Source organism: Metaclostridioides mangenotii (genome assembly GCF_018917235.1).
Lineage (GTDB): Bacteria > Bacillota > Clostridia > Peptostreptococcales > Peptostreptococcaceae > Metaclostridioides.
The window spans coordinates 75700-94684 of sequence record NZ_JAHLOF010000005.1 but is presented as its reverse complement, the minus strand read 5'-3'; the positions used below and the strand labels follow the sequence as shown (position 1 = coordinate 94684).

The 18985-nt window shown below is 31.5% G+C and carries 19 protein-coding genes and 3 riboswitches; of the genes, 10 read left to right on the top strand and 9 right to left on the bottom strand.

All coding sequences use genetic code 11. The annotated features are described in order from the left end of the window. Positions 1-79 precede the first annotated feature (79 nt). Positions 80-1183: a 2-iminoacetate synthase ThiH gene (gene thiH, locus KQI18_RS08830; protein ID WP_216467427.1), complete on the top strand. Its 1104-nt coding sequence runs from the start codon at positions 80-82 to the stop codon at positions 1181-1183. After that, a complete protein-coding gene (locus KQI18_RS08825; protein ID WP_216467426.1) occupies positions 1183-1821 on the top strand; it encodes a thiamine phosphate synthase in 639 nt (212 codons plus the stop codon). The genes thiH and KQI18_RS08825 overlap by 1 nt, the downstream gene beginning before the upstream one ends. Positions 1822-1892: 71 nt before the next feature. On the opposite strand, the gene nadA is transcribed toward KQI18_RS08825, so the two are convergent. From nadA to nadB, 3 genes are read right to left on the bottom strand one after another with little or no spacing between them, the layout of a single operon-like run. Next, positions 1893-2990 carry a quinolinate synthase NadA gene (gene nadA, locus KQI18_RS08820; protein WP_216467425.1) on the bottom strand — a complete coding sequence of 366 codons (1098 nt, stop codon included), beginning with the start codon at positions 2988-2990 and terminating at the stop codon, positions 1893-1895. Continuing rightward, positions 2978-3832, bottom strand: coding sequence for a carboxylating nicotinate-nucleotide diphosphorylase (gene nadC, locus KQI18_RS08815; RefSeq protein ID WP_216467424.1), 855 nt, complete (start codon positions 3830-3832; stop codon positions 2978-2980). The genes nadA and nadC overlap by 13 nt, the downstream gene beginning before the upstream one ends. Continuing rightward, positions 3801-5345, bottom strand: a complete 1545-nt coding sequence (nadB, locus tag KQI18_RS08810; RefSeq protein WP_216467423.1) for an L-aspartate oxidase — start codon at positions 5343-5345, stop codon at positions 3801-3803. The genes nadC and nadB overlap by 32 nt, the downstream gene beginning before the upstream one ends. Before the next feature lie 323 nt (positions 5346-5668). Then, a riboswitch (guanidine-I (ykkC/yxkD leader) is annotated at positions 5669-5776 on the top strand. 66 nt (positions 5777-5842) lie between these two features. Between nadB and KQI18_RS08805 the strand changes: the two genes are divergently transcribed. Next, positions 5843-6187 carry a DMT family transporter gene (locus tag KQI18_RS08805; protein WP_216467422.1) on the top strand — a complete coding sequence of 115 codons (345 nt, stop codon included), beginning with the start codon at positions 5843-5845 and terminating at the stop codon, positions 6185-6187. Next, complete coding sequence (locus KQI18_RS08800; protein ID WP_236887712.1) at positions 6187-6501, top strand: DMT family transporter; 315 nt, start codon at positions 6187-6189, stop codon at positions 6499-6501. Before KQI18_RS08805 ends, KQI18_RS08800 begins: the two co-directional genes overlap by 1 nt. A 189-nt stretch (positions 6502-6690) precedes the next feature. On the opposite strand, the gene KQI18_RS08795 is transcribed toward KQI18_RS08800, so the two are convergent. Beyond that, on the bottom strand, positions 6691-7209 hold the full coding sequence (locus KQI18_RS08795; RefSeq protein ID WP_216467421.1) for a folate family ECF transporter S component: 519 nt from the start codon (positions 7207-7209) through the stop codon (positions 6691-6693). Between the two features lie 64 nt (positions 7210-7273). After that, positions 7274-7352, bottom strand: a riboswitch (ZMP/ZTP riboswitch). Between the two features lie 136 nt (positions 7353-7488). Between KQI18_RS08795 and KQI18_RS08790 the strand changes: the two genes are divergently transcribed. Next, entirely contained in the window at positions 7489-8775 is a 1287-nt protein-coding gene (locus KQI18_RS08790; protein ID WP_216467420.1) for a transcriptional regulator, read from the top strand. Between the two features lie 106 nt (positions 8776-8881). On the opposite strand, the gene KQI18_RS08785 is transcribed toward KQI18_RS08790, so the two are convergent. Genes KQI18_RS08785 through KQI18_RS08775 form a run of 3 tightly spaced genes read right to left on the bottom strand, consistent with a single transcriptional unit; the run spans position 8882 to position 11534 of the window. After that, positions 8882-10195, bottom strand: a complete 1314-nt coding sequence (locus KQI18_RS08785) for an amidohydrolase (protein ID WP_216467419.1) — start codon at positions 10193-10195, stop codon at positions 8882-8884. A gap of 23 nt (positions 10196-10218) precedes the next feature. After that, on the bottom strand, positions 10219-10689 hold the full coding sequence (locus KQI18_RS08780; RefSeq protein ID WP_216467418.1) for a hypothetical protein: 471 nt from the start codon (positions 10687-10689) through the stop codon (positions 10219-10221). 2 nt (positions 10690-10691) lie between these two features. Continuing rightward, the gene (locus KQI18_RS08775) at positions 10692-11534 is read right to left on the bottom strand and encodes a DUF3100 domain-containing protein (RefSeq protein ID WP_216467417.1); all 843 of its coding nucleotides are present in this window, start codon (positions 11532-11534) and stop codon (positions 10692-10694) included. A gap of 328 nt (positions 11535-11862) precedes the next feature. On the opposite strand from KQI18_RS08775, the gene KQI18_RS08770 reads away from it, so the two are divergent. After that, on the top strand, positions 11863-12747 hold the full coding sequence (locus tag KQI18_RS08770) for a DMT family transporter (RefSeq protein WP_216467416.1): 885 nt from the start codon (positions 11863-11865) through the stop codon (positions 12745-12747). A gap of 24 nt (positions 12748-12771) precedes the next feature. On the opposite strand, the gene KQI18_RS08765 is transcribed toward KQI18_RS08770, so the two are convergent. Next, positions 12772-14043: a voltage-gated chloride channel family protein gene (locus KQI18_RS08765; RefSeq protein ID WP_216467415.1), complete on the bottom strand. Its 1272-nt coding sequence runs from the start codon at positions 14041-14043 to the stop codon at positions 12772-12774. Between the two features lie 70 nt (positions 14044-14113). Continuing rightward, positions 14114-14176: riboswitch (Fluoride riboswitch) on the bottom strand. A gap of 56 nt (positions 14177-14232) precedes the next feature. Further along, positions 14233-15069 (bottom strand): alpha/beta fold hydrolase, encoded by an 837-nt coding sequence (locus tag KQI18_RS08760; protein ID WP_216467414.1) that lies wholly within the window; start codon positions 15067-15069, stop codon positions 14233-14235. A 291-nt stretch (positions 15070-15360) separates the two neighbouring features. Here KQI18_RS08760 and KQI18_RS08755 point away from each other — a divergent pair, with 291 nt between their 5' ends. The 4 genes from KQI18_RS08755 (at position 15361) to KQI18_RS08740 (ending at position 18940) form a co-directional block, all read left to right on the top strand. Beyond that, positions 15361-16095: an ABC transporter ATP-binding protein gene (locus tag KQI18_RS08755; protein WP_216467413.1), complete on the top strand. Its 735-nt coding sequence runs from the start codon at positions 15361-15363 to the stop codon at positions 16093-16095. Continuing rightward, positions 16085-17110 (top strand): ABC transporter permease, encoded by a 1026-nt coding sequence (locus tag KQI18_RS08750; RefSeq protein ID WP_216467412.1) that lies wholly within the window; start codon positions 16085-16087, stop codon positions 17108-17110. The genes KQI18_RS08755 and KQI18_RS08750 overlap by 11 nt, the downstream gene beginning before the upstream one ends. 12 nt (positions 17111-17122) lie before the next feature. After that, on the top strand, positions 17123-17773 hold the full coding sequence (locus KQI18_RS08745) for a TetR/AcrR family transcriptional regulator (protein WP_216467411.1): 651 nt from the start codon (positions 17123-17125) through the stop codon (positions 17771-17773). A gap of 132 nt (positions 17774-17905) precedes the next feature. Beyond that, positions 17906-18940 (top strand): hypothetical protein, encoded by a 1035-nt coding sequence (locus tag KQI18_RS08740; RefSeq protein ID WP_216467410.1) that lies wholly within the window; start codon positions 17906-17908, stop codon positions 18938-18940. The last annotated feature ends 45 nt before the right edge of the window (positions 18941-18985 follow it).

The following is an 18985-nucleotide window of genomic DNA, read 5'->3' as shown; positions in this document are numbered from 1 at the left end:
TAAAGCAATAGAGATAGAGCTACCAGCATATAGCTTGTAGAATAGTTTTAATGTATCAATATTGGGGAGGATGGGAAATATGAGTTTTTATGAAGTAATAGATGAGTACAGAGACTTTGACTTTGGCGGATATTTTGATAGCGTTACTGACTCAGATGTTCTTAGAAGCTTAGATAAAGATAAATTAGATCATTTTGACCTTTTAAATCTTTTATCTCCTAAAGCAAAATTACATTTAGAAGTTATGGCACAAAAGGCAAATCGTTTAGCTATGCAGTATATGGGAAAAACAGTGTGCTTATACACGCCTATGTATATTGCAAACTACTGTATAAATGAATGTGTATACTGTGGATACAATATAAAAAGTGGAATTAAAAGAAAAAAATTAAATTTAGATGAAATTGAAAGAGAAGGTAATGCTATAGCCGATAAAGGATTTAAACATATACTTGTTTTAACCGGAGAGAGTGAATTTCATTCAAGTATCGAGTACATAGGAGAAGCTGTTCATCTTTTATCTAAAAAGTTTCCATCAATAGGTATAGAGGTATATCCTATGGATATAGATGGATACAAGCATCTAGTTTATAAAGGCGCCGATGGATTGACCGTATATCAAGAGACATATGATGAAGATATATATAACAAGGTTCATTTAAAAGGGCCTAAAGCAGATTATAGATATAGATTAGATGCTCCAGAAAGAGGTGCTAAAGCTGGAATGAGAAGCCTATCTGTAGGCGCTCTTTTAGGGCTTAACGATTTTAGGAAAGATGCCTTTTTTACAATACTACATGGAGAATATTTGAAGGATAAGTATTCACACATAGAACTATCATATTCGGGGCCTAGAATTAAACCTTTTAAAGGTAGTTTTGATAGTGTAGTAGAGGTTAGTGATTCTGATTTATTTCAAGTTATGACTTGTATGAGAATATTTGACCCTCATGCGGCGCTAAATGTATCTACAAGGGAGAATCTCGAGTTTAGAAAACATTTAATGCCATTAGGGGTAACAAAATTAAGTGCTGGTGTTACTACAGATGTCGGTGGTCATTCGCAAGACGAACATGATACTGCTCAATTTGAAATAGAAGAAGACTGTTCAGTTGAAGAAGTAGGAAAGATGTTAAAATCTATTGGTTACCAATATGTATTTAAAGATTGGGAGAGATTTTAATGTACCTTATAACCAACAGAAGTTTTTGTAGTAGAGAAAGATATTTAGAGGTTGTAATAGAAGCATCAAGATGTGGAGTAGGAAACGTAATTATAAGAGAAAAAGATTTGCCAGATGATGAGTTAGAAAGCTTATACATAGATATTAAAAAGTCATTAGGTCCGACAAATACTAATTTTATAATCAACAGCAATTTGAATCTATTTGAAAAATTAGATTTTGAAGGTCTACACCTACCATTTATAAAGTTTTTGGAACTCCTTAAAAGTGGATATAATTTTAATAAAATAATAGACAATAAAAAAATTTTGGGTCTATCACTTCACAGTTTAAATGAGATAGAAAAGTTAAATCAGATTGTAGATAAGACTAAATTAAATATAGGATATGTAACTTTGTCTCATATTTTCGAAACTGATTGTAAAAAGGGACTGGAACCTAAAGGATTAAGGTTATTAAAAGATAGCAAGAAAATTACTGATCTAAAAATCGTGGCTTTAGGAGGAATACTACCTACAAATGTATGTGAGGTTATGGAATACAGTGATGACTTCGCTGTTATGTCTACCGTTATGAAGTCTAAAGACATACAAAAAGTAGTACAAAAGTACAACTCAAATTTAAAAAATTTAATTTAGATTATTGCAAATAGAGAGATGATTTTATTAGTATACTAATAAAATCATCTCTCTTAATGTAACAAAACAGATTAACTTAGGGATAACATTTTATCTAAAGCTTTTAAAGCAGGAACTTTAATTTTATCCTCTACGACAATTTGATTTTTTATGTTAGAATTTAAAATATTGTCTATAGCCCATGCCAAATGTGGAAGTTCAATTCTATTCATTGTAGCACACGGACATGATATAGGGTTTAGCGAATAAATATTTTTGTCAGGATATTTTGCGATTATTCTATTAACAAGGTTATTATCCGTTCCAATAGCCCAGCTTGTTCCAGGTGCGGCATTTTCTACTGCATTTAATATATTATTGGTAGATCCATGGGAATCAGAAAGCTTTACTACATCATGTGAGCATTCTGAGTGTACAATAATATTTATATTTGGATGATTTTTTCTTATCGTGATAACATGCTCTGGAGTAAATTGCTGGTGTACCGCACAATATCCATCCCATAAAATAACTTTACAGTTTTCTAAGTCACTATCGTATTCCAATTTGTTTGATATAAAATCCCAAGTTGCCATCTCTTCTAATTTTATTCCAAGACTATTTGATACATTTCTACCCAAGTGCTGGTCTGGAACAAAAAGCACTCTTTTACCTTGATCTAAAGCCCAGGTAATTATTTTTTCTGCATTGCCAGAAGTTACTGTGGCCCCTCCGTGCTTACCAACAAAAGCTTTTACAGCTGCTGTTGAATTGATATATGTAAGAGGTAGGATTTCACCAAAAACATCGGTCAATTTTTCCCATGCAACTTCTAGATCCTTGTATTCTACCATGTCTGCCATTGTGCAACCAGCGTCTAAGTCTGGTAGTATGATCTTTTGAAAATCTTCTGTCAACATGTCTGCTGTCTCCGCCATAAAATGGACGCCACAAAATACAATATATTCAGCCTTTTTATTCTTTGAGGCGATTTGGGCTAATTGAAGAGAGTCTCCGGTTTCATCTGCAAATTTAACGACTTCGTCTTTCTGATAGTGGTGTGATAATATTAAAAGCTTATCTCCTAGTGCTTTTTTTGCTTCTACGATTTTTTGAGTTAATTCATCGTTAGAAGCTTCTAAATAGTATTGCGGTAGTACATTTTCTGTTGGCAATTTTACAGTCCCCATACCTTTTCTCCTTTTGTATTATTAAAACTAATATCGAGTGCTTTAATCGAGTGAGTTAAAAACCCAAGCGAAATATAGTCAGCATTAGTTCCTTTATAAGAATTAATATTTTGAAGATTTATACCCCCGGATATTTCAGTAGTAATATTAGAGGGAACATGTTTAGCAAACTCTTTGATTTCATCTGGAGTTCTATTGTCGAACATTATTATGTCAGCACCTGCGTGCACAGCTTGTTTAACTTGATCAAGTGTTTCAACTTCTACTTCGATTTTTACCATATGACCAATTTTATTTCTTGCCATTTCTACTGCTTTTTCAATTCCTCCTGCATATGCTATATGATTGTCTTTAAGCATCACCCCATCGTAAAGGCCGACTCTATGGTTATATCCTCCACCCATGCGTACAGAATATTTGTCAAAGATTCTTAAGCCTGGAGCAGTTTTACGTGTATCGCAAATTTTTATTTTAGGATCATCTAAAGTATTTACTGCTAAATCTGTAATTGTAGCTATACCGCTCATTCTTTGCATCAAATTTAAAATTACTCTTTCACCGGTCAACATTGATTTTATAGAGCCAGATGCTGTACCTATAATTTCACCAGCTTTTACAATATCACCATCGGTTTTATTTGGGGTAAATATTACTTTTCCACCTAGTAGTTCATATACTAGATTTGGAATTTCTAGTCCACATATAATTCCATCTTGCTTTGCAATAAAAGCTCCATTATCTACATCATTTTCACTAAAAATAGAGTCTGTCGATAGATCTCCTGTTCCTATATCTTCTAATAAATACTCTTCAATTTTTTTCTTTGCCAAAAGTAAATTCATTCTCAATAGTTCCTTTCGTTAAGTAGTGAGCACCTAGGCTTTCTTTTCTGTTTAATGCTGATTTTGCAACTAAATTGGCAACTAGACATAGATTTTGACATTCAAAACGATCTCTACTTAAATATTTATCAGGTAGAGGAGAGTAAAAATCATAACTAGAAAGCCATACCAAAAATTTATTAATGTTTTCTTCAGATCTATTGATGCCTATACTATTCCACGCTTTTTTTTGTAATTCTTGTAATTCAGGAAGCTTTGGGATATTATCTTTTAAGTTCTTTTGTATTTTTTCGGAATCTACAGCAATTTCTATATTTGAATCTAAGTCAACTTTAGCTGCTTTTTCATCGACTCTACTAATAATTGCTTTAGATGCAGAATCTGCAAATACTATAGCTTCTAAAAGAGAATTACTTGCCAATCTATTTGCGCCATGAACACCTGTACAAGACGTTTCTCCAAGGGCAAATAAATTTTTTACAGATGTTTCACCATTTAAATCAGTTTTAATGCCACCCATAAAAAAGTGAGCTCCTGGATGGACTGGTATTCTTTTAGTTTGTTCAAATGGTATTCCATGCTTTTTAAGATTCTCAGTAATAGCCGGAAATCGATCGATAAAATTTGGTATATTAGATATATCCAAGAAAACCTTTTCACCCAATTGAATTTCCTTAGTAATTTCCCTACTTACGATATCCCTAGGAGCAAGGTCTTCATATTTATGTTTACCTTTCATAATTTTACTACCATCATTTCTTACAAGAAAGGCACCTTCGCCCCGAACTGCTTCGGATATCAATCCATAACAGTTATCGTCAATAGATAGTAGAGTAGGGTGGAATTGAATAAATTCCATATCTTTTAATTCACATCCAGCTCTTTGTGCCATAGCAATACCATCTCCTGTTACTGTTTCGACATTAGTTGTAAGAGGAAAAAGTCGCCCTATACCACCAGTTGCAAGAATTACATAATCTGAATACAAACATTTTACATTATCGTTTGCATCTAATAATTTTACCCCAAAACATCTTTTATCTTTGGAAAGAATCTCGACAACTGTAGTGTTTTCACATATTATTACATCTTCTAGTTCATTAAAAATAAACTCAGTCATCTTCTTACCAGTTTTATCTCCTCCAATGTGTAGAATGCGAGGTATTTTATGAGCTCCTTCAAGACCATAAGAAAAGCTTCCATCTAAATTCTTATCGAATTCGAGACCTAAATCAATTAGACTTTGTAGTACCTCAGGGCCTTTTGTCACTAAACATCTAAGAGCTTCTTTATCGTTGTAAAAACATCCCGCGATCATTGAATCTTCATAATGATTTGCACATGAATCACTTTTATCTAGGGCAACAGCAATACCACCTTGTGCTAACATAGAATTGGAATCATTAATTTTTTGTTTTGTTAAAATAGTAACAATGAATTTATCTTTTAGTAGGTTTGCAGCCATGATTCCAGCAATACCACTTCCTATAATAATTATTTTTTTCTTTTGCAAATATTTTCACCACCCAAATAATTGATTGACATACTTTAAAAATAAATTTGCATCTTAAGTATATATTTTACACAAAAAGGTACAAAAAACAAGGGTATTTGAACAAATTTAGGACAAAATCATTGTCTATTTTTTATCAATAAAAAGCTGAATTATTTATGATTTATTAAAAATATAAAAAATATATCTGGAAGGCTGTATAATCCAATGTTGTAGAATAATTAGATAAAATATTGATAAAATATTAACGATAAAATTGATGATTTATAGAATTTATAACATAATATTGACCGCTATTTTATTTTGTGATATATTACAATGATATTAAAGATTTCTAGGGTTCCGTTTGTTGTTACATAACAATAGCAAAGCCTGGTCCGAGAGAAATCGCAAACTATGTTTGTACACGGAAGGACAAAAGCCTGGGAGTAAGTTATATACAAATAAACTCTCAAGGCTTTTTTGTTTTGCGTATTATTATAAGGAGGTCACTTACAATGAAAATTAATCCGTGGGGGAAAATTATTATAGGAGCAATATTTGAAGTAGGTTGGGTGATAGGTTTAAAACATTCAACAAATGTTTTTGAGTATTTAGTTACTGCTATTGCCATTTTCGGAAGTTTTTATTTTTTAATAAATGCATCGAAAGAGCTTCCAGTAGGGACAGCATACTCTGTTTTTGTCGGGTTAGGTACTTTTGGAAGTACTTTGTCTGAAATATTTATTTTTGGTCAGCCAGTAGTACCATTAAAAATATTATTTACAGCGACTCTTTTAGTAGGAGTAATAGGACTTAAGATTGAAGAGGATATCCGAAAGAGAAAGGAGATTGATGAATAATGTACTGGTTAGCGCTTGTTACATCAGGTATCTTTGAAATGCTTGGAGTAACAATGATGGGCAAATTAAAAGAAGAGAAGAATAAAAAAAATCTTTTGTTATTAATTTTGTCTTTTACAAGTAGTTTTACACTATTAAGTTATGTAATGAAATACCTACCTATGGCTACCGCATATGCAATTTGGACTGGGATTGGTTCTTTTGGTGGAGCTTTGATGGGAATAATATTTTTTAAAGAGTCTAAATCGGCATGGAGAATACTATTTATTTGCGTGATCCTTTTAAGTGTAATCGCATTAAAAATAATTTCATAGTTTTAAAATCGATTAAATAAAATAATTAATTTAAAATTTTAATATTTAATAATATATAAAGATAACTCATCGATACTTGATAGTTTGTAATATACTTCTTTGTCGTTACTACAAATCACCTAGAATCGATGAGTTTTTTACTTTATAAAGTAAATAATATTCGGTTATAATCTATATTGAATTTAGTTGTTACTGTAAAGCCACTTTATTTTGAGACTCAATATTTAATACTCTGTAAGCAACTACCCAAATTGTAATAACTTTAACTGGGAACATTGCTACATTTTGAATGATTTTTGTAGGAAGAAGCGCTATATATCCTTTACCTGTTAATATTGAAAGCCAAAAAGTTCCTAGTAATAAGCTTATAAAGATATTTATGATAGCTACGGCTAAACATACCCTCCATAATTTTTTTTGTTTATTATGCAGTAGTACTCCATAAACTACACCTGTTAAAAATGCCGATAATGTGAAGCCTGGGAAGATTGAAGCAGGACCAAATAGAACAGTACCTATAACATCTCCTATAGCTGATCCCAAGCCAGCATATAATGGACCATATAAAATACCTAATATCGCAATAGGTAAAAATGAAAAGCCTATTCTTACTATCGGTGTACTAATTGATAAGAATCGAGATAATATTATCTGCATAGCGATTAAAAGCCCAACAATTACCATTCTTTTAATATTGTATTTCTTCATTAATAAAATTTCCTCCTATAAAAAATATTCATAAATAATTGCATAAAAAAAGCCACTCAATCTAGGTATTTGCCCAGACGGTCGGCTAATAATAGTTATACTTCATGTGGTTAAATCCACTTCCGTCAGTCGTATAACTATTATAAAATATCAATTTCATAAGAATTTGTCAAGCATATTAAGTTTATGTCTAAGTTTATGCAATACTAATCATAATAGTGTTGTAATCTTTGTTATATTAAGTGATAATAATAGTGTGGTGTATAGGAGGTATTAAGAATGATATTAGGTGTTGTAGGCCCTGAAGATTCTAGTATGAAGATAAAAGAATGTCTTAACAAATTAGATTTAGGATTGAAGATAAATTTATATATAAGAGAAAAAGTTCATCAAGCTATTGAAGTTATGGAGATATGTGATAAGGAATGCGATGCGTTTATTTTTACAGGTTGTGGTGTATATGAGGCTGTCAATGAAAAATTTGAGTTAAACAAACCGCACTCATTTGTTTCAAGAGGTGGGACAAGCATTACTAAAGCTCTGTGGCAAGTAAAAAACAGCGGTATTGAATATAATAAAATGAGTTTAGATGTAGTAGAGCAAGAAGAGCTAGTTGATACTTTGACTGAGCTAGACATAGATCTTGATAGAGTGTATTCAAAACCATTTTCTAGTGATTGTCATGAGGATGAGTACGTCAAATGGCATATTGATCTGTACGAAAATAAAAAAACAGATATAATGTTTACTGGATTTGGTGGAGTGTACAATGAATTAAAAAATCTTGGATATCCAGTATACAGGCTGCAAGCTACTGTACCTGCAATAAAGTCCAGTTATGAAAAAATAAATAGCAGTTATAAATTAAAGAAGGCTAAAAACTCACAAATAGCAGTTGAAGTACTGAGGTTGATTGATTACGGTGATGAAAAAGAAAAGTATTATTCAGATATGCTTAAAATGGCTGAAATAGATAAAAAGGTGATCGAGTATGTAAGAGAATTACAAGGTTCAATATTTAAGTTTGGACGTGATGAATATGTTGTATTTGTGCATAAGGGTGCAGTCGAAAATATTGATAACTACAGTATGTTATTTGATCTAAAAAAAGATATAAAATCAATGGGGTTTGTATTATGTATCGGAATTGGAATAGGTCTTACAGCATATCAAGCTGAAGCACATGCTTATAAATCTATAAAAAGGTGTGAGGATTCGAGCGAGAAAGAGATTTTTTTAATCGATGAAAAAGAAAACATTAAAGGACCATTGAAATCTAAGAATCAACTTAGTTACTCTTTGGTCTCAGCTGATAAAAATATACTTCAAATATCTGAAAAAACAAGTTTAAGCTGTGAGTCAATATCAAAAATTATGTCTTTAAATAAAACAAGGCAGAGTAATGTTTATGATTCTAAAGAATTCGCAGATTACTTGAATATAAGTGAGAGAAGCGCTAGACGTATACTCAATAAAATTGTCTCAGCGAATTATGGAAGGATCTATGCAAAAGAGAGTAGTAACGGCGTAGGAAGGCCAAGACATCTAATAGAGATTTCATTTTAATTTATCAAAGATTTAAAATAATGAGAGCTCAAATTGATAATCAATTTGAGCTCTCATTTAAGATTATTATTAAAATGTAATTTAGATTGTCATTTATTTATTATTTTTATATAGTTTTATCGTATTTAGATAAAAACTCTAGATACTCATCTTTAGTCATTGTAGGATTAAAGTTTGCGAGTATATTATTAGCCCCCTTAGCGTTATCAAATAAAAGGTCTACAACTGTTAGAGCCATAGCTTTTGCAGGAACTATATATGCAAGGTCTTCATCAATGATTTCATATTCTCTTGTATGTAGAGCACCTTTTACACCTGCAACCATTGGATGAAGTGTAGGCATAAGATGAGAAATGTCACCGAAATCGAATGATCCAGTGAAGTCTCCACCTTCTACTATTTTATTGCCATCAACACCGCATTCAATTAAATTGTCTCTAAATAAGTTATCAAATTCATGGTATCTTATTATAGGTAAATAGCCAGGTAATTCAGTGATTTTAACATCAGCCCCTACAGCATATCCACCAGCTTTTAAAGCTCTATTCACTTTCTCGCTTGCATCAATCATACCTTCTATTGTTCTTGCTCTTACATATGACTCCATATGTACATCAGCAGGAACTACATTAACTATATCTCCACCTTTAGTTATAATTGGATGGAATCTTACTCTCTCTTTCTCTTGGAATGTTTCTCTAAGCGCATTCACGTTATTTATAGCAAGCATTGCTGCATTAAGTGCATTAATACCTTCATGTGGTGCGGATCCAGCATGAGATTCTTTTCCTATAAACTGTACTTTCTTACCGATAAACCCGTTACTTTCGGGGCCTACTAATGCCATATCACCATTTAAGTCAGAAGAGTGAAACATCATAGACATATCTATATCATCAAAATAGCCTTTCTTAACTAGCTCTTGCTTACCTCCAAAGTAAGTTATTTCACCTTTATCTTTTAACTGCTGTCTGTATTCTAATTCAATAAATTCTTCAGCAGGAGTTGCCATAAAAGTTATTTTACCATCTAAAGAATCTAGAACGCCACTTTTTATAAGTCCAACAGCAGCACCAAGCATTCCAGCTATTTGATTATTGTGACCACAAGTGTGAGATGCTCCCAATTCATTGGCATCTTTATGATCTTTGCATGAAATTCCATCTAATTCACCGAGAATAGAGATATGTGGACCAGTTTTCTCATTATTTACAGTTGCCTTACATCCTGTAACAGCTATATTTTTTTCTACATCTAATTTTAATTCTTCTTCTAAGAACTTTGAGACAGATTCTGTAGTCTTAAATTCTTTGTAACCAAATTCAGGGTTTTGGTAGATACCGCGACTTATCTCAGTTATTTTATCTTTATTGTCATCAATAGCTTTGATGACTAATGATTTAATTTGATCTTTGTTCATATTGCATTACCTCCAAAATATTTTTATATTCTCCCTTGAAGTTTTAAAACAATATGTGCTATAGATGCACAAGCGAAGAATATTGTTGTAAACACTAATAGCGATATTACAACGATTTTCCATGACATTTCTTTTAGTTGCTCTATTTTATTACCTACTGATATACCTGCGAAAGCAAGCAATGGAGTAGTTATAGCCATAAAGTTTACATTATCTGTATTTTCTAAAAAAATCTTTGCTGTTGGACTGTATGGCATACTAAGTAATAAACCTAGTATAGTTGCAAATCCAAAGGCAGGAAATATTGATTTAGGGAATAAGTCTTTTAATATCATAGAGGCCATTGCAGCAACAATTATCATAAGCATACCTGGCAAAGCCTTAATTATAGGAGTACCAAGGCTTATTTTTTGTCCAAGTAGTATTATTGCTCCTACACAAGACATAACAAGTAGTTGATAAGAGCTTCTTTTAAGATCTATTTTTCCAAACATGTTTATTCACCTTCCTCTACTTTTCGTTTTTTTTTCTTTCTTCCAATAATCGGTTCTAATTTCGCGTACATGAAATTAGTAAATGGCAGTGATACAAATACTAAAAATATTATTCCTGTTATACTTGACATCATATTACTTGTAGCAGCGTATGATAGTATAGTTTGTTCCATTGACTTCGGAAGCATAGCTGAAAGTGATGCAGACGCTGCCGTCATCATACTACCACTACCAACCCCACAAGCCATTCCTAGTGCATAAGGATGAAGTCCGCTGTATATAGATACCGATCCTAAGAAGCTAAAATATATAGTTCCTAAAACTGTACCCATTAGGTAAGTCCCTAGGACACCGCTTCCCTCGGGAGAATTAATCCCATATTTTTCAGAAATAACTCCTAGAGACGGCTCACGACTAATACTTGCTGTAGCACCAACGGCTTCTCTTTTCATACCAAATAATAGAGCCAGTGGTAGTGCAACAATTGGAGCTAGTATATGACCAAACTCTTGAGCTATAAATGCTGGACCAGCTTGTATTATATTTTGGATATTAGGGCCGACTGTTGTTCCATATTTAATACCTAGCATGACTAGGGCGATACCAACTACATCTCCGGCAATATTGATTTCTTTCTCATTAATAACTTTTTTTAGAGCAGGTATTTTTTTGCCTAGAAGATCTGGTGTTATAAATAGTCCAATTAAAACGGCATAAAGCATTGGAAATAATGCCATAGTAAATGCACCTATACCAATATTTCTTTGTCCGATAAACTCACAGACAATAACGATTACTGCGCATGTTAAAAATGCATTGATGAAGTATTTTTTGCTATTTTCCATTTTCTCCTCCCGAACTTAATAATTTTAGGAAATTAAATCTCCCATTGAATACGATTTCCTGTAAGTTAAGGTCATAACCTAAATATGTCCTTAATATGAGGATAAATTATAAAATAATTATTGTCAATAACGAGTTTTCTAAAAAGTGTGTAATTTATTTAAATCAGGGTATAAGTATTAAGTTAGGACTTATGAATATCAAACATTAGCTAGTATCTTGAAATTAGCTTATAATACTACTTAGATAAAAATATTTTTAGATTATATAGTTGATCAATATTTATAAAATGAAAAAACTATATAATTATGAAAGGATGTGGATAATTCTATGATAGATATAATCAAATCAGATAGAGTAAAGGGAATTATTTTTATTACAGCTTCAGCCTTAGGTTTTGCATTAATGTCTGCGTTTGTAAAGCTTGCAGGTGATTTACCAAATTTTCAAAAAGTATTTTTTAGAAACTTGGTTTCAGCTACAGTAGCTCTGTATTTAATAATGAAACATAAAGGAAGAATGACTGGAAAAAAAGAAAACAGAAAGATCCTTATTTATAGATCTCTTTTCGGTACGCTAGGAGTTATTTTCAGTTTTTACGCTATTGATAATTTGGTTTTGTCAGATGCAAATATGATAAATAAATTAAGTCCGTTTCTGGTCATAATTCTAAGCGCGCTATTTTTAAAGGAAAAGATTAATGCAAAGCAGATTACATCTTTAATAGTAGCTTTTATAGGTTCATTGTTTATAATAAAACCGACATTTTCGATAGATTTAGTGCCCTATATTGTAGCTATTTTAGGAGCATTGTTTGCAGGTGCTGCATATACTTGTCTAAGGGTTTTAAGAGATAGAGAAGAGTATTATACTATTGTATTTTTCTTTTCAGTTTTTTCATTGGTCACAACTTTTCCAGCATTTATATTTGTTTATAAATCTATGACTTTATTACAGCTAATATATTTACTTTTAGCAGGGGTTTTTGCAAGTTTAGGTCAGTTCGGTATTACATTAGCATACAAATATGCACCGGCTAAGGAAATTTCAATATTTGACTACACGAATATTATTTTTTCAGCGATACTAAGCATTGTACTATTTAATCAATTTCCAGATATTCTCAGTATAATCGGTTATATAATAGTATTCATTGCATCGTTTTATATGTTTTTATACAATAAGAAGCTAGATAAAATTGAAGACAAGAATTAATCTTGTCTTCATAAAAACTACCAATTAAAATTTTTCATTTTCAGGTTCATCATTAAATGTTGTTGAGCCTTTTTTAGTTCCTATTTTTTGTGAGGAGTATATCCCAGTATTTCCAGAACAAAGATAGCTTACTACACACACTAAAAATAGATAAACCGCTGCATCAGATCCAAAGAGTTCTATTCCCATTATAAAACATGTTATAGGTGTATTTGTAGCTCCAGTAAAAACTCCAATAAAGCCAAGAGCTGCAAGAAAAGCAGTTGGAATTACTAAAATAGTTGAAAGAGTTGACCCTAGCGTTGCTCCAATTATAAATAGAGGAGTTACTTCACCACCCTGAAATCCGCCCCCTAAAGTAAATGCAGTAAAAATTAACTTAAATAAAAAAGTTAACGGATGTACTGTTCCATTAAAAGCCTGCTCTAAAAGTGATAGGCTAAGACCAAGGTAGTCTCTTGCTCCAACTAAAAAGACAAGAAGAATAACCACTGAACCTCCGACAAATGATCTTAAAATTGTATTTGGCATATGTTTTGTATAAAAATTTTTTATAATTACAAAAGATTTACTAAAAATGAGTCCCACCAATCCAAAAGCTACACCAGCTATAATAAGTTTTATAATTAAATATGCACTTAGATTTGGAATTACTCCAATATTGTAGTGAGAATGAGTAACCCCATAGCTAAGTGTAACGATATTTGCGAAAAACGCTGAAAAAAAGCTAGGAACAAGGGCATCATGTCTTATTAATCCAAGGGATAGAACTTCAAGACCAAATATTGTGCCAGCTAAAGGAGTTCCAAACACTGAGCTAAATCCCGCACTTATTCCGCATATAATAATTATTTTTCTATCTAGTTTATCCAGTTTAAATATTTTACCTATAAATTCAGCGATTGCTCCACCCATTTGAACCGCAGTTCCTTCTCGCCCAGCTGACCCTCCAAACAAATGAGTTATAAGTGTTCCAGAGAGTGTAAGAGGAACCATCCTAAGCGGTACATTTTCTTCTTTTCCATTGGCCTGTTCAATAATTAAATTGTTGCCTTTAATAGCATTTTTTCCGAATCTTTTATAAAAATACGATACTAAGGCACCACCAAATGGCAATAGAAATAGTAGCCATTTATAGTTGTTCTGTATTACAGTAACAATATTTAGACTTACTAAAAAAAATGCAGATACTGATCCAACAAATAGTCCTACTACAATGGAAATTAGAATCCATTTTATTAGATAAATCGCGATTGATTTTGATTCAATTATAAATTCTCTTAATTTTAAATCCATAAACTCACCCCGCATTTGTTTTTTAACTATAAAAAAACGCCTACTTAAATAAAGGCACAAGAGTCCTAATATTTAAGTAGGCGTCATCAATCTTTTTATGATAGTTATGGTGAACGCCATCACCAATTAAATTATTATAATTTAATTTTACCAAATATCATTACAAAATACAATAAAGCAAAAAATTATTTATATGAATCTAGGCATTATTTTATATTCATTCGTGAAGTCTATTATTTCTTGCGTAACAAGGTCTCTCTGTTCATAAAAAGCTCCATGGCCGCTTACTGTAAGTGGAATAAGTGTTGCATCCGGAATAGCTTGCTTCATATATTCAGCAAATTCGAACGGGCATATTTGGTCGTGAGTGCCATGTAGTATCAACGTTGGCACATATATTTTTTTAAGATCTTCAAATTCAACTTCATCTCTAAGCGACTCTAAAGTACTTATTGTAGGCCAGCTATTTCCTGAAAGGGATATCGCAGAGAACCATTCTGCAAGTGGTGTGCTGATATATTGAAAAAAGAACATTTCGGAAAATATCCTAATAGCTCTTGGTCTATCATTGTATAATTGATTTATCATATCGTCTACTTGTTCAGTTGTAAATCCATAATTCCAATTCTCTCCCTGCGTCCATTTTGGAGACGCAGCTCCGATTAATATTAATTTAGCAACTCCATAGTTTCTGTGTCTAGACATGTATCTGACAGCTATAGCACCTCCCATAGAGTGACCAATCATAGTAATTCTGTCTAATTTTAGTGTATCAATTACTATTTTTATATCATCTGCCATTCTATTATAATCATATCCGCTGGTAGGGCTATCTGAATTACCAAATCCTCTAAGATCTATTGCAACACATCTAAAACCTAAACTTATAAGTTTATTTATCTGATATTCAAATACTTTATGGTTTTGCGGCCACCCATGTATGAAAAATAAGGTTTTTTCTCCAGTGGGATTTAAGTCTTCTGCGAAAATTCTAACATTTTCTTCAACTCTTATATAGTATTTCATAAAATCCTCCTAAAATATCTTTATAATAAGATATTATAATAAAGATACGAATATGTTTTGTTGATTAGTGTTTTTAGTATTGTATAATTTTGATTACAAAAGCTAGTCAGGATGTAATTTGAATATCGTATAATTAATGTTTAAAAAAGCCATATATTACTAAGTTATAAGTAATATATGGCTTTTTGTGTTATAAAGAAGTGTTTACGCATATCGAATTGAATATAGAAAAAATAATTGATAAAATAAAAGTGAGTAAACACTCATTTTATAAATTTAGGAGATGATTAAGTGAGTTATGCATTCTGTATCGAAATAAAAAATGTTTCAAAAAGTTATAAAAAACACAAAGTGTTAAAAGACGTTTCTTTTGATATAAGAGAGGGAGAAATATTTGGATTACTAGGTCCGTCTGGAGCAGGAAAGACAACTCTGATAAGGTTGATAATGGGCATGGAATCACCGTCAAATGGAGAAGTAGTTATTATGAATAAAAAATCTCCAAGTATAGATGTTATAGAAAAGATTGGATACACAGCACAAGCAGACGCACTGTATACAGATTTAACAGCTGAAGAAAATATGAAATTTTATTGCCGATTATACAAGATACCGAAGAGGAAGTGGACAGAAAGAATTGATGAATCTTTAAATATCGTAAATTTGAATCAAGATAAAAAGAAAATAGTATCGAATTATTCAGGGGGAATGAGGAGAAGGCTATCTCTTGCTATATCACTATTGCAACAGCCGAAACTCCTTATTTTAGATGAACCGACAGTAGGGATGGATCCACTTTTAAGAAAACAAATATGGGAAGAGTTAAGAACTTTAAAGGAATCTGGTGTAACTATTCTTATAACAACTCATGTCATGGATGAAGCGCAAAATTGCGATACTTTAGCTATGATAAGGGAAGGAAGATGTATATCTGTTGGTTCACCAGAAGAATTAATATATATGAATAAATGCAGTAATTTAGAAGAAGTATTTTTGAAGTTGGGAGGTGGTGTTTATGAGAATTAATGCAATTGTCACTAGAATAATAAGACAGTTTTATAGAGACAAACGAACACTTGCCTTGCTAATATTTGCTCCAATAATTATACTTACCCTAATGAACTTGGTATTTACTGATAACGATGCTAGTATGAACATCGGGGTGGAAAATGATAAGATTAAATCTGCACTTTCAACTATGAAAGATGATAATACTATAACTATTATGAGAAAAGAAGAAGCAGAGCATAAGTTTAAGCAAAATGATTTGGATGCGTATATATCATTGGATAATTCAAATTTGAGAGTTTTATTAAATGGATCAGATAGTTCTATAAATTCCCAGATAGTTAAAGATGTACAAAGTTCAGTAAAGAATACATTAGCAAATGAACAGGGATCAAAAATTAATATAGAAAATTATTATGGATCGAGTAATATGAAGACTTTAGACTACTTAGGACCATTGTTAATCGGATTTTTTATATTTTTCTTTGTATTTTTAATTTCTGGAGTTAGCTTTTTACGAGAGCGTACAACAGGGACTCTAGAGAGACTATTGGCTACACCAATAAGAAGATATGAAGTAGTTTTAGGATATTTAATAGGATATGGTGTATTCACTATTTTGCAGTCCGCTATAATATCATCGTACAGTATATGGGTATTAAAAATATACAATGTAGGTAATTTCGGTTTGATTTTAGTGATCAGTACAGTAATTGCTCTCTGTGCCCTTAGTTTTGGAATGTTTATATCTGCATTTGCTAATAATGAACTACAAGTAGTTCAATTTATACCGATTGTAATAGTTCCGCAGGCATTTTTCGCTGGAATATTCCCTATAAGAGGTATGGCAGAGGCACTGCAGATCTTATCAAAATGTATGCCCCTAACATATGCTGGTGAAGCGCTTAGAGATATAATGACGCGCGGTGCTTCACTCTATGATGTAGGACCTGACTTATTAGTCTTGCTTGGATTTACATTTGTTTTTGGTGTATTAAATGTATTTGCACTTAAAAAACATAGAATATGGTAAAGAGGTAATTATATGAGCAATTGGATAGATTATATTATAAATGACAATAGTAAGGATGGAAAACTCACTAAGAAACAACAAAATATTTTGATTGCAGCTATAGAACTCATCAGTGAAAAGGGATATGAAAAAGTGTCTACAGCAGAGATTGCTCAAAGGGCAGGAGTTGCAGAAGGAAGTATTTTTAGACAGTATAAAACAAAGAAAGGTTTATTAGATGCAGTTGTATTTCCATCGTTTATGAGATTTATGGCACCCAAGTTCTTCAAAGAGTTTTCCGAATCCGTACTAAATAAAGAGTACGTTACATTTGAAATGTTCATAAGAGCTATTGTAGATGATAGATTTAAATTTGCAAAGAAAGAGACACCACTTTTAAAAATACTTGTAAATGAGTTCATGTCACAAAAACATGTTAGAGATGAAATCGAGTCGTTATTTTATGAGTACGGATATAATAAAATTGAAAGTACTTTTGATAAATTTAGAGAAAAAGGTGAAATAATTGATATACCGACTATGACTGCTTTTCGAATAATTATCACAAATGTATTAGGTTATTTCATTCCTAGGTTTATTTTATATCCAAATTTTGAATGGGATGATAAGATTGAGAAAGATATGGTTGTTAAAACTATTGTTAAAACACTTAAGCCTCTATAGATTTAATGGATATATGTTTATATTTTGTATTTTAATAAGAAATTTTGTATTTTAGTGTCAAAAATTCGTTAATTTAATATATTGTATTAGGGTAGAAAAATTTATCCTAATATAAATATAGGAGTGGAATAAATGGACAATACAAAAAATTTAAATAACTATAGAAATGATTTAGAAGCTTGCTCTGCTGATTTAATAAAACTAGTTGACATAATACCTCAACAAAAATTAAAATCTTTAGAAGTACAAAAAGGTCAATATAGAGTGACACCTTGTTATATATGGAGTATAATTCAGTATATTTTAGTTGGAGGAAATCTGCAATCAGCTGAACTTGTAGGAGAAATTGAAGAGAATTTTAATCTTAGTATCGATTGTGATAAAAGGGATAATGGAATTTTAGGTAAGCTCGCTAGAATTTTAGAAGAAATAATCGAGAGTGGTTTAATAGAAAATTGTGATCTTAAAGACGAATTGAAGAGAGCTTTAAAACTTATTCGTTGCTTAATTGATGCAATAAAACAAGTAAGCTGTAATGATAAATGCGAGTCATTAGTAGGTGAATTATTCTGCGTACTATTACAAATAATACTTTTAATTTTAGCTATAATAGCTAAAATAATTGTATTAATCATATTCTGCCACAAAAGTTGTTGCAACCTTGAGGGAGTATCTTCATCTTTCTGTAAATGTTTAATTTGCGATTTATCTAAAGAATTAGATGAACTTGAAGAATTAATAGATAAACTTAAAGAAATAGCAATTGGATTTATTATTAACTGTGATGAAAAGTGTAAATTTACAAAAAAGCACGATGATAATGACGATTGCAACAAAAAGCATGATTGCCATAAAGATTGCGATTACCACAAAAAGCATGATTGCCATAAAGATTGCGATTGCCACAAAAAGCATGATTGCCATAAAGATTGCGATTGCCACAAAAAGCACGATTGCCATAAAAAGCATGAATGTCATAAAGAGCATGAATGCCATAAGGATTGCGATTGCCACAAAAAACACGATTGCCATAAAAAGCATGAATGCCATAAAGAACATGAATGCCACAAAGAGCATGATTGTTGTGACAAAGAGATGAAGTCGAAATACAGCGACGATAACTATTATATTAAATATCAAAATTATTATAATCCTAAAAAAAGATAGGGTTTTATAAGTATAAAGGGGATGCATCGAATTTGCTTCGATACA

Coding starts and splice junctions, on each gene's coding strand:
- KQI18_RS08750 (WP_216467412.1), top strand. CDS start 16,085: ATGAGAATTAATGCAATTGTCACTAGAATAATAAGACAGTTTTATAGA.
- KQI18_RS08825 (WP_216467426.1), top strand. CDS start 1,183: ATGTACCTTATAACCAACAGAAGTTTTTGTAGTAGAGAAAGATATTTA.
- KQI18_RS08775 (WP_216467417.1), bottom strand. CDS start 11,534: ATGGAAAATAGCAAAAAATACTTCATCAATGCATTTTTAACATGCGCA.
- KQI18_RS08745 (WP_216467411.1), top strand. CDS start 17,123: ATGAGCAATTGGATAGATTATATTATAAATGACAATAGTAAGGATGGA.
- nadA (WP_216467425.1), bottom strand. CDS start 2,990: ATGGGGACTGTAAAATTGCCAACAGAAAATGTACTACCGCAATACTAT.
- KQI18_RS08765 (WP_216467415.1), bottom strand. CDS start 14,043: ATGGATTTAAAATTAAGAGAATTTATAATTGAATCAAAATCAATCGCG.
- KQI18_RS08770 (WP_216467416.1), top strand. CDS start 11,863: ATGATAGATATAATCAAATCAGATAGAGTAAAGGGAATTATTTTTATT.
- KQI18_RS08790 (WP_216467420.1), top strand. CDS start 7,489: ATGATATTAGGTGTTGTAGGCCCTGAAGATTCTAGTATGAAGATAAAA.
- KQI18_RS08780 (WP_216467418.1), bottom strand. CDS start 10,689: ATGTTTGGAAAAATAGATCTTAAAAGAAGCTCTTATCAACTACTTGTT.
- KQI18_RS08740 (WP_216467410.1), top strand. CDS start 17,906: ATGGACAATACAAAAAATTTAAATAACTATAGAAATGATTTAGAAGCT.
- thiH (WP_216467427.1), top strand. CDS start 80: ATGAGTTTTTATGAAGTAATAGATGAGTACAGAGACTTTGACTTTGGC.
- KQI18_RS08785 (WP_216467419.1), bottom strand. CDS start 10,195: ATGAACAAAGATCAAATTAAATCATTAGTCATCAAAGCTATTGATGAC.
- KQI18_RS08760 (WP_216467414.1), bottom strand. CDS start 15,069: ATGAAATACTATATAAGAGTTGAAGAAAATGTTAGAATTTTCGCAGAA.
- KQI18_RS08795 (WP_216467421.1), bottom strand. CDS start 7,209: ATGAAGAAATACAATATTAAAAGAATGGTAATTGTTGGGCTTTTAATC.
- KQI18_RS08800 (WP_236887712.1), top strand. CDS start 6,187: ATGTACTGGTTAGCGCTTGTTACATCAGGTATCTTTGAAATGCTTGGA.
- KQI18_RS08805 (WP_216467422.1), top strand. CDS start 5,843: ATGAAAATTAATCCGTGGGGGAAAATTATTATAGGAGCAATATTTGAA.
- nadC (WP_216467424.1), bottom strand. CDS start 3,832: ATGAATTTACTTTTGGCAAAGAAAAAAATTGAAGAGTATTTATTAGAA.